The following is a 13,886-nucleotide window of genomic DNA, read 5'->3' as shown; positions in this document are numbered from 1 at the left end:
AAAAACTAGTATTCTATCAAAAAAGAAATCATAAGTCAAGAAATTTATTCTCTAATGCGTAAAAAAACTGGAAAGCGTGGAAGTGAATTCTTAGTAAATCCGCTAAATTTATAGGTAATAATAGCTCCTATGGAAGGTGGATTTTTTCTATCTTTATCTTTTAATCCACTACCTATTTTGATGATTTTATTATCTGTTGTTTTGCATATTAAAGCACCGATTTGATTTTCAAATTTGCCCTTACCCTTTGTATAGCCAATCACTTGACATTCTGCATCATTATAGGGTTTTAATTTCAAAGCTTGTTTGCTTCTACCTCTTTCATAAGAACCTAAATTTTTGCGTATAACCACACCTTCGCCTTTATTTTTTACAATATTTTCATAAAAATCATTTAAATGTTTTTCATTTTTAATGGGAATTTGTGGAATGATTTTTATATATGGATTAGAATTTTCTTGTAAGTATTTTTCTAAAACTTGAAGTCTATTTTCAAGACTGCAAGGATTAAGATTAAATTCTTCACAAGCATTAGGTACATCAAAAACATTATAGCTCACTTTTTTCCATAAATTTATATCTATATGTGTTGTTCTTATGAGAGAAGAAATTGAATCAAAATTATTTCTACCCATCCAAAGTTCTCCATCAAGAGCAAAGGAAGGAAAATTTTTCATAAAAAAAGAAGGTGGTGTTATGATTTGATCCTTTCGAGTTTTTAAGGTTTTTCCATTCCAAATTCCACGAACACCGTCAAGCTTTTCACTCATTACATATTCATGCAAATTTTTATTTTGAAAATCTTGCTTGTTAAATTGGGTTAAAAGCAAGATTTCATCAGCAAAAGACAAAGAATAGAAGCAAAATAAAAAGAAAATTTTAATCAAGATAAATGAACCATATATCCTGTAGAATCTTTTTGTATATTATAATTATACACACCATCAAGATAAATCACGAGTCTATAATATCCTTTGTGAGATCCAAAATCTATACGTTTAAATATAGAATTTTTAAGACGTATATTTTTAGTCGGATAAATTGATGTGGATTTAAAATCAATAATAATCTTACTAGGATTGCCTACTGAAAAATCACTGATAAGGTCATCTTGAGTATTTAATTTAATCTTATTTTTATAAACAGTATAAGATATAAAATCATAAATTTTAGCAATTTGCAAAGGAATATCGACTTCTGTTGTTTTATTTGTTTCTTGACTAGTATTTTGCGGTATAGTAACAGAAACATCTAAAATTTTTGAAGGCTCTGGAGTTTTAGAATGTGTTAAAACATAAGCATCATGCCAATCGATGCTTTTATTAATATCAACACTTAATTTATCTTCACTGCCATCTGCTTTAATATAGTGAAAGGTAATGCCTTTTAAAATTCTTGCATCAGAATTAAATCTAAAAGTTCTTTCTTGAAATTCTTGTGGTACAATCATTTTTTCTTTTGTTTCTACTTTAAAGGGATTTTCATCAGCATTCAAAAAAGATGTAAAAATTAAAAATATTGTCAAAATTCTAGTTTTCATTTGGATACAATCCTTTTAATTCAAAATAATCTTTTTGGGCTTTAGCATTTTGCTTTTTAAGTAAAGATATTTGCTTAGTTAAATCTTCTTTGGTGGCCTCTAAGGAAAGTAAAGTATCTAAGGAATATTGTCCAAAAAGCATATTTCCAAAATAAATCGCTCCAACAACAACTATTAAAGCCCAACAAAACATTTTTACAATATGAACATAAAAGCCTTTTTTCTTAGTGCTTTCATCATATTCTTTTAATAAATCACTCAGAGTTTCTCTCCTAAATATTCATCATTATCTAACTCTATCTCAAGCAAACGATTATACTTTGCAGTTCTTTCCCCACGTGCCAAAGCACCAGTTTTAATCTGTCCTGTATTTAAAGCAACAGCAAAATCAGCAATAAAAGTATCTTCGCTTTCCCCACTTCTATGAGACATGATACATTTATAATTATTTCTTTGAGCTAAACGCACAGTTTTCATTGTTTGAGTAATAGTTCCAATTTGATTTGGCTTTATTAAAACAGCATTAGCTATTTTTTTAATAATACCCTCTCGTAAAATATCTTCATTGGTGACAAATAAGTCATCTCCAACGAGCTGAATTTTATCTCCTAATTTCTGAGTAAGCTTAATCCATCCATCAAAGTCATTTTCAGCTAAACCATCTTCAATACTAAAAATAGGATATTTTGAACAAAGTTCAATATATTTTTCAATCAAATCATCGCTAGAAAGAGCCCTACCTTCTATACGATATTTACCATCTTTAAAAAATTCAGTACTTGCTACATCTAAAGCTAATTTAATATTTTTTTCATATCCGGTTTTTTTAATACATGTCATTAAAAGTTCTAATGCTTCTTCATTACTAGATAAATTAGGGGCAAAACCGCCCTCATCTCCTAAAGCTGTAGAATATCCAAGACTTGCTAATTCTTTTTTCAAATTAGCATAAATTTCACAAACTGATCTCAAAGCCTCTTTAAAACTTGAAAAACCAAAAGGCATAATCATAAATTCTTGAAAATCTATATTGTTGTTTGCATGGGCTCCCCCATTAATAATATTACACATCGGAATAGGTAAAATACTTGCATTAACTCCACCCAAATAACGATAGAGGGGGATATTTAAAGAATTAGCAGCAGCACGTGCTAAGGCCATGGAAACACCTAAAGTCGCATTGGCTCCAATTTTAGAATAATTATTAGTCCCATCAAGCTCTTTTAATACCTCATCAAGTTGAGTTTGATTATACGCATCAAGCCCTATAATATTCTCAGCGATAATTTCATTAACATTTGAGATAGCATTTAAAACACCTTTTCCAAAAAATCTTTCATCATTATCGCGTAATTCTAAAGCCTCTTTTGAACCAGTACTTGCACCACTTGGAACTATAGCAGATCCAATACTCCCATCATTTAACATTATTTCTGTTTTAAGAGTAGGATTACCCCTACTATCTAAAACCTCAAAAGCTCTTACATCTTCAATCAATAACATCTTAATCCTCTTCATCGTTTTCAGAGGCGCTGATCATACCTTCAACACCTATGGAATTTTGAATTTCTTTAGTAATTTCTTCAGCTACTTCAGGATTTTCTTTTAAAAATGCTTTTGAATTTTCTCTACCTTGTCCCAATTTTTTATCTTTATAAGAAAACCAAGCACCACTTTTATCTACAATATCAAGTTTAACACCATAATCAATCAATTCACCTTCACGACTCAAGCCCTCTCCAAACATCACATCAAATTCAGCTTGTCTAAATGGAGGAGCGACTTTATTTTTAACCACTTTTACTTTCACGCGATTGCCTATAACCTCTTCACTTTGCTTTAAACTTGCTACTTTTCTAACATCTAAACGCACAGAGGCATAAAATTTAAGTGCATTCCCTCCAGTTGTCGTTTCTGGAGTTCCATAACCCATAGCACCTATTTTCATACGAATTTGATTAATAAAAATAACCGTTGTATTCATCTTATGCACAATACCAGTAAGTTTTCTTAAGGCTTGCGACATCAATCTTGCTTGAAGACCTACATGCTGATCTCCCATATCACCCTCAATTTCTGCTTTTGGTGTTAAAGCAGCTACGCTATCAACAACAATAAGATCGATAGCACCACTTCTAGCTATTGTTTCTACAATTTCCAATGCTTGCTCGCCAAAATCAGGTTGAGAAATATAAAGATTATCCGTATCAACACCCAAATTTCTAGCATATTTAACATCTAACGCATGCTCTGCATCTATAAAAGCACAAATTCCACCCGCTTTTTGACATTCTGCAATAATATGAAGAGTAAGAGTTGTTTTACCAGAACTTTCAGGACCATAAATTTCAATAATTCTTCCTTTAGGTACGCCTCCTATACCTAAAGCAAGATCTAAGCCAACTGATCCAGTACTTATACTATCAATTTGTTCAACTTCCTTATCTCCTAGCCTTAAAATTGTCCCTTTTCCAAAAGCTTTATCAAGGCTTTTTAAGGCTGCATCTAAAGATTTTTTCTTATTATCGTCCATTATATTCCTTAAAAAATTTTAATTTAAGAATTCTACAAAATAAAATTAAATAATGTTTTATTTTTATAAATTTTTAAATGAAATTTTATAAAATAATTTCAATAAAAAAATTACTTAAGGTTAAACTACACAAATGAAAAAAACGATAACAGTTGCACACTCTCCAGATGCTGATGATATATTTATGTTTATGGCGATTCATTTTGGCTGGGTAGGCAATCATTTTAATTATAAAAATACTGCTTTAGATATACAAACTCTTAATGAATTTGCGCTAAAAAATGAATTTGATGCTAGTGCTATTTCTTTTGGACTTTATCCATTAATCGCCAAAGAATACGCACTTTTACGCACAGCAGTAAGTTTTGGTCAAGGCTATGGTCCTAAACTAATTAAGAAAAAAAATAGCCGGTTAAAAAGAAATTTCAAAGTTGCCCTTAGTGGCGCTAATACAACCAATGCCTTAATTTTTCGCATGAAATATCCCGAAGCTAAAATCATTTATAAAAACTTTTTAGATATTGAAAATTCAGTTTTAAGTGGAGAAGTGGATGCTGGGGTATTAATTCATGAAAGTATTTTAGACTTTAATCAAAATCTTTGCGTAGAGGCTGAAATTTGGGATATATGGCTGGAATTAGCTAGAGAAAATTTACCTTTACCTTTGGGTGGAATGGCTTTGCGTCGATCTTTGCCTTTAAATGATGCTATTGAAATTGAAAAAGATTTAACTCTTGCCGTAAAAATCGCCGATTCAAATCGCAAAATTATAGCTCCAATGTTACTAGAAAGAAATCTAATCCGCGTGGATAAAGAAAAACTTGATACTTATCTTAATCTCTATGCAAATAAGAATTCTATTAGTATGAATGAAATTCAATTTAAAGCTATTGATACATTGTTTAGATTGGGTTATGATTACAAATTCTATGATAAAATTATAAATGTCAATGATTATCTTATACCTAGCGAATATAAACAAGCAAGAAATTCTTAAGGAGAAAACATGGATGAAGGTACTTTAGTTGGATTAGGGGTCCAAACTTTTAAAATCACACTTTTGCTATCTTTACCTATGCTTTTAGCAGGTTTGATCGCGGGTTTGATTATCAGTATATTTCAAGCAACAACACAAATCAATGAAATGACACTTTCTTTTGTGCCTAAAATTATTTTAGTAGTCATTGTAATCATCTTCTTAATGCCTTGGATGACAACTACGATGATTGATTTTACGCGAAATATCCTCAATCAAATTCCAACTTTTATTAAATGATTATTGATTTTAAAAAATATTCATCTATTCGCATAGGCGATGAATTTGAAGTTCAAATTTTAGATCAAATCAGTGATTTTGAAGGTTTTTTAATAGGAGGGGCTAATAATTTACTCATGAGCCCTAAGCCAAAAAATATAGGAATTTTAGGTGAAAAATTTGATTTTATTGAAATTCTAGATCAAAAATTAGATTTTTTGCATCTTCGCATAGGGTGCAGAACTAATTCTAGAAAAATATATAATTTTACTAAACAAAATAATCTTTGCGGCTTTGAATACCTTAGTAAAATTCCTGGCACCCTAGGAGGACTTTTGAAAATGAATGCGGGGCTTAAAGGAGAATGCATCAGTCAAAATTTAATCAAAATCGCTACTTCAAAAGGCGAAATTTTGCGTGAAAATATCGATTTTGATTATAGATTTTGTCCTTTAAAAATGCCTTTTTTTTGGGCAGAATTTAAATTAGAATTTGGCTTTGATCACGTAAAAGATAAAACTTTAAAAAATGCTAGAAACAATCAACCTAGTGGAGCAAGTTTTGGCTCCATTTTTAAAAACCCTCAAGGAGATTTTGCTGGACGTTTAATTGAGGCTGTTGGCTTAAAGGGTTTTAGCAAAGGTGATGCAATGCTAAGCGATAAACACGCTAATTTTCTCATCAATAAAAAACATGCAAGTTATGAAGATGCGATCTTTTTGATTGAACTTGCAAGAAAAAAAGTTTTTGAAGAATTTGGAATCATGTTAGAAAATGAAGTCATTATTATTTAATTTTTATTCTTATTAATTCAAAATACAGGAAAAAATATGCAAATTTATATCAATTTAGAAGAAATGAATAAATGGCAAATCAAAGATGAACTTAGAAAAATTCTATCTCAACTTGATCCTATAAGTGCACATGAAATAGCAAAAGAATTAAGAGAAGAATTTTTAAGCATTGAAGAATTACAAGAAAAAATTAAAAACATTAATGCATAAAATTAATGCATCAATGTTTTTACTTCTTTATCGATAACTTCTGATAGCATTTTAGGCATTTCATCTATGACATTTTGATAATTTTTGCTTAAATTTTTAACATCAAGGGCAAAATTTAATTTTACATTTTTTGCTTTAAGAATTTTACCATTATCTAAAGAAATAATCTTGAAATTGATTTTAGCAACAGCATCTTTAGTTAGGGTTATGAAATAATTCGTAGTAATTACATAAAAATCATCCAAATTAATCACGATAAGATAATCTATTGATTTGGTATAAATTTTATTTTTTTCATGCATCAAAAAAGGGCTAACATTTATCATTTTAGCATCTTTAGGGCTAAATCTTGATAAAATTTTAGAATTTTGATATAAATTATTTGCTATAGAATTTGCAAAATTTAATTTTAAATCATTAATCAATCTTTTAGAAAATAAAGTTGAAAACTCTTTAGCATCAACACTAACCCCATCAGATAAATATCCAAAATTTTTTCTAAAGCTTAAAACAATAGCAAAATCCTTGTCTTTATCTTTAACTAAAATAGGCTTTTTTTCAATCAAACTTGAGCTATCAAAAACTGCTTTTTGATCATCTAAATTAGAATTAATTACATTTTGTCCAAGATCTATCAATTCGAAATTATCTTCACTTGACTTTAATTTAATAATCTTTTTTTGCGATAAATTACTGGCAAAAAGATTCGAATTTAAAAACAAACTTATAAATAAAACAAACAATAATTTCATTAATTATCCTTTAATAATTATAAAAAATCTTTTAAAAAGTTTTTTTTAGAAACACATATGAAAAATTGCGATCTATGCTCTAAAGGACTATAAGAAATTAAATTTTTATCCAACATCCCCATAAAACCACCATTTAAATTGACTAAAAAATCTCCAGCTGCTATATCCCAAATATTTAATCTCTCAAGACGTCTATAAATTCCTGCTCTACCCTCTAAAATAGCACAAAATTTAAGTCCAGAGCCAATATTAATAGCTTCTAATTTATGTTTTTGTGCAAATTCTAAATCAATTTTGCTTAAATGATTGACACTTAATAAAGCTTTAAATTGATTATTCTTAAACTGTTTTTCATCTATATTTAAATACTGGTTATTTTTATAAACTTTGCTTTTTTTATGTCCATAATAAATATCTTCAGTTGATGGACTTTTAATAAGTGATAAAATAGGTCGATTCTCATGAATCAAAGAAATCATGATGCAAAATTCATCCGAACCTTTTAAAAATCCACTTGTTCCATCAAGCGGATCAATCAGCCAAAAAGTTTGTAAATTTTTACTTTCTTTTTGGCTTAAAATTTTTTCTTCAGATAAAACTTTTATATCTGTTTTTCCTAAAATATCATTTAAAATTTGATCAGATGCTAAATCAGCTGAAGTTAAAACTGAGCCATCTTGCTTTTTCCAATCTTTTAAATTTTTTCGCTCTTGCATAATAGCCTTAGAAGCCTTATTTGCAGCCTCAATAGCAAGTTCTAACCAATAATCCAAGCGCATTATTTTCCTTAATTTCAAATTTTACAAATCTAAATATCAAAAATTATTTTTAATATTTGAGATATATTTAATCACACTCATCACCAAAATCGCCTCAAATAAAGCCGTTAATATAAGTGCTGAATAAATTTCTTGATCAAGCACTTTTGCAGAATATCCAAGAGTGGCTGTTGCAATTAGTAATGTTAAAGGCATAGAATGACCCAGTCCAAATAAAATTATATTTCTAAAACCAATTATTTTTATAAAAACACTGGCGCATAAAATTCTTAATCCTATCATCACTAACATTAATAAAATAGCTTTTAATACAATATGATAATTTAAAATCATTGATAAATTAAAAGTTGAACCTGTATAAATAAAAAAAATTGGAATTAAAAAACCATAACCAAAAGTCGAAATTTTATATTCTAAATCTTTTTTATGACCTAAAAAAGTTGCTATAAAAGATCCTGCTATAAAAGATCCTAAAACGATTTCAAGTTTTGTGATAATCATAGCTACAATAATTAAAATAAAAATTGCCATACAAAACCTAATATCTTTTTCATTTTTATCTTCCCAAGGCATTAAAACAATTTTAAATTGAGGATACCACCAAAAAAGAACGCCAAGAAATTTAAAAATCAAAAAACAAAGGCTTAAAAAAATACCGAGATATAAAATACTTTGTACTACATCAACAATTTTTGTTTGTTCTTGCAAAAATGCTCCCGCTATTGTTAAAAAGACTATAGAAATAACCTCAGCTAAAGTTGCAACTATCATTGCTATATTTAGCCAATGGCATTCCTTTCCAAAATCCTTATAAAGCAAGGATAAAAGTCCTACACTCATAACAGGGATAATCAAAACAAAGACAAAAGCAAGTTTAAAAATCCACACAATCACCAAAGATAAAATATAGAGCAAAATAATATATAAAAAACTTTTTTTAATAATTTCTTTATCGAGACTAAAAAAAGTTCTTAAATTAATTTCCATACCCGCAATAAACATCAGATAATAAAAACCCACATTAGCTAAAATAGAAAAATTCTCGCTCTTACCAATAAAACCAAAATAAGCTACAATAGATCCTAAAATAATTTCAGTAGCTGAAATTGGCAAACGTAGAATTTTAGCAATATGTGGAGAAAATAATAAACAAAGCGCTATAACTATAAGAATTTTTAAATCAATTAAACCTTGTGTATTAATGACATTCTGATGCAAATGTAAATCCCATCTTTTTCAACTCGACTATATCACGACTTGGTTCTTCTCCTTTTGTTGTAAGATAATCGCCTATAACAATAGCACCTGCACCTGCTTTAAAAATTTCATATTGTCTTTGACCTAAAACAACCTCTCTTCCACCTGCAACCATAATTACAGTTTGAGGTAAAGCTTCTTTAGTATCACTAATAATCCTTAAAGCTTCATCAGCATCTAATTTAGGAACTTTTAAATTTAAATTATCATTAGCAATAAAAAAATTAATCGGACTTGAGAAAGGTTGTAATTCTTGTAAAGATTTTCTTAAACTTATCCTATCTTCAAAACTTTCACCCATGCCATAAATTCCACCACAACAAAGCATAAGTCCTGCTTCTTTAGCATTAAGATTAGTTTGAAAGCGACTTTCCCAAGTATGCGTGGTGCAAATTTGAGGGAAAAATTCTTTAGAAGTTTCAAGATTGTGATTATAAGAAAAAATTCCTGCTTTTTTTAACTCTTTAAGTTGTTCAACACTAGCCATACCATTACAAGCTATTAACAATAAATCAGGAACTTCTTTTTTAACCGCCTTTGCAGCTTCGCAAACATATTCTAACTTTTTATCATCAAGACCAAGTCCAGCGGTAACCAAACAAAATCCTAAAGCCTCGTTTTTCTTAGCAATTTTAGCCTCTAAAACAATTTGAGAAATTTCTTTACGTCTATATTTTTGAATATCTGTTTTTACATAAGCACTTTGAGTGCAATATTTGCAATCTTCTGAGCAATTTCCGCTTGCTATATTAGAAATAGCACAAAGCATGATTTGCATCGTTTCTCCTATCTAACAATTAAAACTTGCATTCTAGCAAAAAAAGACTTAAACAAATTTCTTTTATTCTTTTATTTCTTTTTTTATCTTGCATTTAAGACATTCTAAAAAAGTACCTTTTTTTAATTCTTTAATTACCAAATTTTCACCACACTCTTCACATTTTTCATCGCTTGGTTTATATTTTGAAATAAAATTACATTTTGGATAAGCACTACAACCATAAAATTTTCCACGCTTAGAAAAACGTTCTACAATTTCACCTTTTTGACAGCTAGGACAGATTATGCCTATACTATTGATTTTTTTTGTAGTGATATTTTCATCATTTGTTTTATTTTCATTTTTTAAATTTCTAGAATATTTACATTTTGGGAAATTTAAACAAGCCACAAATTCACCAAAACGCCCTTTTCTTATAGCTAATTCTCCTCCGCAATCAGGACAAGATTCGCCTAATTTTGTCACTGTTTTTTGACTTGCAATTTTTGTTTTTCCCTCTTCAATTTTTTTCATAAAAGGATAATAAAATCCTTTTAAGATATTTTGCCAATCTGCTTTATCTTCAGCAATATCATCTAAAGTATTTTCAAGATTTGAAGTAAATTTGCTATCCACAATATCACTAAAATTTTTTTCAAGCACTTCAGTTACATTAAAAGCAATATCGCTAGGGATAAGCTGTTTTTTATCAATTTTGACATAATCACGGCTTGTCAGTATAGAAATAGTTGGAGCATAAGTTGATGGACGGCCTATACCTAAGCTTTCCAATTTTTTCACAAGCCCTGCTTCAGAATATCTTGAAGGTGGTTCAGTAAAATGTGAATTCATTTCTAGTTTTTGAATTTTTAACTTCTCACCTTTTTGAAGATTAGGTAAAATTTTATCCTTATCCATATCCCCATAAACTTTATAATATCCATCAAAAAGAATTTTTCTACCGCTTATTTTAAATAAAGCTCTATCATTTTTTACAAAGACATTTTGTGTTTGAGAAATAGCAGGATTCATTTGACAAGCTAAAAAACGATTATAAATAAGTGTATAAAGCTTTAATTCATCTTTATCTAAAAAATTAGCTGCAATTTGTGGTGTAAAATCCAAATTTGTAGGACGGATAGCCTCGTGTGCTTCTTGCGCACCCTTAGCTTTTGTTACATAAATATTAGCCTTACTAGGCAAATAATCTTTTCCAAAATCTTTTTGGATTAATTTTCTTACCTTATCTACCGCTTCTTTGGCCAAATTCAAACTATCAGTTCTCATATAGGTAATCACACCCATCATACCTTGATGAGTATTAACCCCTTCATAAAGCTTTTGAGCTAGGATCATTGTTTTTTTAGGGTTAAACCCCAAACGATTGCTTGCACTTTGTTGCAAAGTTGAAGTCATAAATGGAGGAGGTGGAGCAATTTTTCTTTCCTTGCTCTCTATATTTTCTATCGTATAAATATCATTTTTACAAGCTTCAAGAATTAATTTTGCACGATCTTTATTGGTAATAGTAAGCTTTTCAATTTTTATTTTATCAAATTCAACTAACTCAGCATCCAAATCAGAATTAAAAATCATATCAATGCTAAAATATTCCAAAGGCACAAAAGCACGAATTTCCTTTTCTCTATCAACTATAATTTTCAAAGCAGCGCTTTGAACTCGTCCAGCACTCAAACCTCTTTGAATTTTTTGCCCCAATAAAGGACTTAATTTATAGCCCACTATACGATCCAATAAACGTCTTGTTTGCTGAGCATTAACCGAATGCATATTAAGTTTTCTTGGGTTTTTTAAAGCATCTTCAATAGCACTTTTAGTAATCTCATGAAATATGATACGAGGCAAAATATTTTCATCTTTTCCTATAGCTTTTGCAATATGATATGCTATAGCCTCACCTTCTCTATCTTCATCTGTTGCAAGATAAATTTGTGCAGCATTTTTTGCTTTTTCTTTAAGCTCTTTAACTAAACTACTGTGATCACTTGTTATTCTGTATTCTGGTATAAATTCGTCATTTTCTATTTTTATACCAAAACTTGTTTTAGGTAGATCCCTTATATGTCCTTTAGAAGCTATAACTTCATAATTTTTTCCTAAAAAATTACCTATAGTTTTAGCCTTAGCGGGAGATTCTACTATAATTAAATTTTTTTTCATGAGCTAAACCTCAAATGCTGATTTTAAAAACATTTCATTATCTTAATAAACAAAAGCTGAATTTAGCTAAAAAAATTTAAAAATTTACTTATAAATTGCCAAAAATAGAAACATATAATTAATTTGGAGTATAATAAAATAAAAAAGGCTTTAAAATGCAAAAAAAACATTATCAATTTCACCCCAATGATACAAAATTAGATAAAAAAATAGTTGAAATTACTGAAAAATCTACCTTTAAAATCGCAGTATTTTCTATGGCAGCTATGACTATGTTAGGTAGCGTAGTTATTTCTTCAGCATTGCCAGCCATAAGCAAACATTTTGAAAATCTTTTAATTCAAGCAGGTGCTACAAGCTCAACAAGTTTTACTTTAGCCCACCTTGATATCTTAGTAAGATTAGTTTTAACTATGCCTGCTATTTTCGTCGTTATCTTATCGCCTTTTGCTGGAATTTTGATGGATAAATTTGGCAAATTAAAATTTGTTTTTCCTGCAATGATAATATGGACTATAGCTGGTGTGAGTGGATTTTTTCTTAATAATATTTATGCTATTTTGCTTTCTAGAGCTATTTTTGGGATGGCTACAGCTTTTATCATGACAGGAGCTTCAGCTCTGCTTGGAGATTATTACAGCCATGGTGGTTTTAATCGACGCGAAAACGCCTTAAGTTTGCAAGGTTTTTTCTGTGCAGTCGGAGGTGCTGTTTTTATCTCTATTGCAGGTTTTGTTTCTAGTTATTCATGGCGTTATCCTTTTTTAGTTTATGGACTCGGGATACTTATTACTCTTATAGCTATACTTTATCTTTTTGAGCCACATTTTAAATTTTACAATCACACTAAAGTAGAAACAAAGACAAATTATTGGCAGTTTCTTCCTATTTATTTTATAGGATTTTTTATCATGGTTGTATATTATATTTCTCCAACACAACTTCCTTATTATATAGAAGGGCACTTAGGTTTAGATCCTAAATATATAGGAATTTCAATGTCTGTTTCTGCTCTTTGTTATGGGGTTTTTTCACTCAGTTATAAATATATTATGCGTTTTTTAAGTATTAAAAAAATTTATATTTTAACGTTATTTATAGTAGGATGCTCCTTTTTGTTATTGTTTTTAGTCCATAATTTTATAGCAGTTTTAATAGCCTTAGCGCTATTAGGAACTGGAGGGGGCATCATGCTTGTTAACAATACTGCTTATCTTTTTTCTATATGTCCAGAAGATGCAAGAGCTAGAGCTTATGGAATTTTAGCAAGTTGTATTTTTCTTGGACAATTTTTAAGCCCTATTATATCTCAACCCTTAGTAAGACAAATAGGATTGGTTGATGCTTTTTTAATATGGGCTATTGTAATTTTTACAGTTTGTATAATATTTATATTTTTGAAACAGAAAGCTAGGATTAATTAAGAATAAATCTTAGCTTTTCCACTATCAAATTCTGCCATGAATACCAAAAAAAATACTTCTTGACTTCATATTTATCTAAAAATTTACTTTATCTTATTTTGTCTAAATTTAAAAATAGATTTTTTAGAAATTTTAAAATCTTGCAAATTTTGAATAATATCTTTAAAAATTTATTCTAATTTTTTATCCTTTAAATTCTATCAATATATTTTTTTTCAAAGTCATGCTACTTTAAATATATTAATTTTTAACAGTTAGATATTTATCTTGAAAAATTAAATGTATTTTTATAAAAAAATTTAAATGTATAAGGTTTTGAAATATTCTTTAGATGTCGCAAATTAAAGTTTTAAAATTATTGCTCTCTATTTTAACCTTAATTTTAATATCTTTTTCTTTCT

At 28.9% G+C, this 13,886-nt stretch carries 15 protein-coding genes; 5 read left to right on the top strand and 10 right to left on the bottom strand.

Going from position 1 to position 13,886, the window contains the following annotated elements:
• Nucleotides 1-44: 44 nt before the first annotated feature.
• The 5 genes from ACD570_RS01235 to recA all read right to left on the bottom strand — a co-directional run bounded on the left by ACD570_RS01235 (nucleotide 45) and on the right by recA (nucleotide 4,073).
• Nucleotides 45-884 (bottom strand): DNA ligase, encoded by an 840-nt coding sequence (locus tag ACD570_RS01235; RefSeq protein WP_417904449.1) that lies wholly within the window; start codon nucleotides 882-884, stop codon nucleotides 45-47.
• Nucleotides 884-1,540 (bottom strand): AMIN domain-containing protein, encoded by a 657-nt coding sequence (locus ACD570_RS01230; RefSeq protein WP_200282462.1) that lies wholly within the window; start codon nucleotides 1,538-1,540, stop codon nucleotides 884-886. Before ACD570_RS01230 ends, ACD570_RS01235 begins: the two co-directional genes overlap by 1 nt.
• A complete protein-coding gene (locus ACD570_RS01225) occupies nucleotides 1,530-1,733 on the bottom strand; it encodes a hypothetical protein (protein ID WP_200282461.1) in 204 nt (67 codons plus the stop codon). Before ACD570_RS01225 ends, ACD570_RS01230 begins: the two co-directional genes overlap by 11 nt.
• Nucleotides 1,734-1,798: 65 nt before the next feature.
• Complete coding sequence (eno, locus tag ACD570_RS01220; RefSeq protein ID WP_337199502.1) at nucleotides 1,799-3,043, bottom strand: phosphopyruvate hydratase; 1,245 nt, start codon at nucleotides 3,041-3,043, stop codon at nucleotides 1,799-1,801.
• A 1-nt stretch (nucleotide 3,044) separates the two neighbouring features.
• The gene (gene recA, locus ACD570_RS01215) at nucleotides 3,045-4,073 is read right to left on the bottom strand and encodes a recombinase RecA (RefSeq protein WP_337201623.1); all 1,029 of its coding nucleotides are present in this window, start codon (nucleotides 4,071-4,073) and stop codon (nucleotides 3,045-3,047) included.
• A gap of 133 nt (nucleotides 4,074-4,206) precedes the next feature.
• On the opposite strand from recA, the gene ACD570_RS01210 reads away from it, so the two are divergent.
• The 4 genes from ACD570_RS01210 to ACD570_RS01195 are packed head-to-tail and all read left to right on the top strand — an operon-like array spanning nucleotide 4,207 to nucleotide 6,332.
• Complete coding sequence (locus tag ACD570_RS01210) at nucleotides 4,207-5,070, top strand: menaquinone biosynthesis family protein (protein ID WP_200282457.1); 864 nt, start codon at nucleotides 4,207-4,209, stop codon at nucleotides 5,068-5,070.
• A gap of 9 nt (nucleotides 5,071-5,079) precedes the next feature.
• Complete coding sequence (gene fliQ / locus ACD570_RS01205; RefSeq protein WP_200282455.1) at nucleotides 5,080-5,349, top strand: flagellar biosynthesis protein FliQ; 270 nt, start codon at nucleotides 5,080-5,082, stop codon at nucleotides 5,347-5,349.
• A complete protein-coding gene (locus ACD570_RS01200; RefSeq protein ID WP_337199504.1) occupies nucleotides 5,346-6,122 on the top strand; it encodes a UDP-N-acetylmuramate dehydrogenase in 777 nt (258 codons plus the stop codon). The genes fliQ and ACD570_RS01200 overlap by 4 nt, the downstream gene beginning before the upstream one ends.
• 36 nt (nucleotides 6,123-6,158) lie before the next feature.
• Nucleotides 6,159-6,332 carry a hypothetical protein gene (locus ACD570_RS01195; protein WP_200282449.1) on the top strand — a complete coding sequence of 58 codons (174 nt, stop codon included), beginning with the start codon at nucleotides 6,159-6,161 and terminating at the stop codon, nucleotides 6,330-6,332.
• 2 nt (nucleotides 6,333-6,334) lie between these two features.
• Here ACD570_RS01195 and ACD570_RS01190 read toward each other — a convergent pair whose 3' ends face one another.
• The 5 genes from ACD570_RS01190 to topA all read right to left on the bottom strand — a co-directional run bounded on the left by ACD570_RS01190 (nucleotide 6,335) and on the right by topA (nucleotide 12,061).
• Entirely contained in the window at nucleotides 6,335-7,084 is a 750-nt protein-coding gene (locus ACD570_RS01190) for a hypothetical protein (protein ID WP_337209747.1), read from the bottom strand.
• A gap of 17 nt (nucleotides 7,085-7,101) precedes the next feature.
• Complete coding sequence (locus ACD570_RS01185; protein WP_374263178.1) at nucleotides 7,102-7,863, bottom strand: 3'(2'),5'-bisphosphate nucleotidase CysQ; 762 nt, start codon at nucleotides 7,861-7,863, stop codon at nucleotides 7,102-7,104.
• Between the two features lie 36 nt (nucleotides 7,864-7,899).
• A complete protein-coding gene (locus tag ACD570_RS01180) occupies nucleotides 7,900-9,081 on the bottom strand; it encodes a cation:proton antiporter (RefSeq protein WP_239820275.1) in 1,182 nt (393 codons plus the stop codon).
• The gene (locus ACD570_RS01175; RefSeq protein WP_337198884.1) at nucleotides 9,062-9,898 is read right to left on the bottom strand and encodes a biotin synthase; all 837 of its coding nucleotides are present in this window, start codon (nucleotides 9,896-9,898) and stop codon (nucleotides 9,062-9,064) included. Before ACD570_RS01175 ends, ACD570_RS01180 begins: the two co-directional genes overlap by 20 nt.
• 63 nt (nucleotides 9,899-9,961) lie before the next feature.
• Nucleotides 9,962-12,061 carry a type I DNA topoisomerase gene (gene topA / locus ACD570_RS01170; protein ID WP_417904322.1) on the bottom strand — a complete coding sequence of 700 codons (2,100 nt, stop codon included), beginning with the start codon at nucleotides 12,059-12,061 and terminating at the stop codon, nucleotides 9,962-9,964.
• 155 nt (nucleotides 12,062-12,216) lie between these two features.
• Between topA and ACD570_RS01165 the strand changes: the two genes are divergently transcribed.
• Nucleotides 12,217-13,485: an MFS transporter gene (locus tag ACD570_RS01165; RefSeq protein ID WP_239820278.1), complete on the top strand. Its 1,269-nt coding sequence runs from the start codon at nucleotides 12,217-12,219 to the stop codon at nucleotides 13,483-13,485.
• The last annotated feature ends 401 nt before the right edge of the window (nucleotides 13,486-13,886 follow it).

Origin of the sequence: Campylobacter sp. LH-2024, from assembly GCF_048270605.1 — a bacterium.
GTDB lineage: Bacteria > Campylobacterota > Campylobacteria > Campylobacterales > Campylobacteraceae > Campylobacter_D > Campylobacter_D molothri.
Note: the sequence above shows the minus strand (reverse complement) of the source record. Positions and strands in the feature narration are given on the sequence as shown.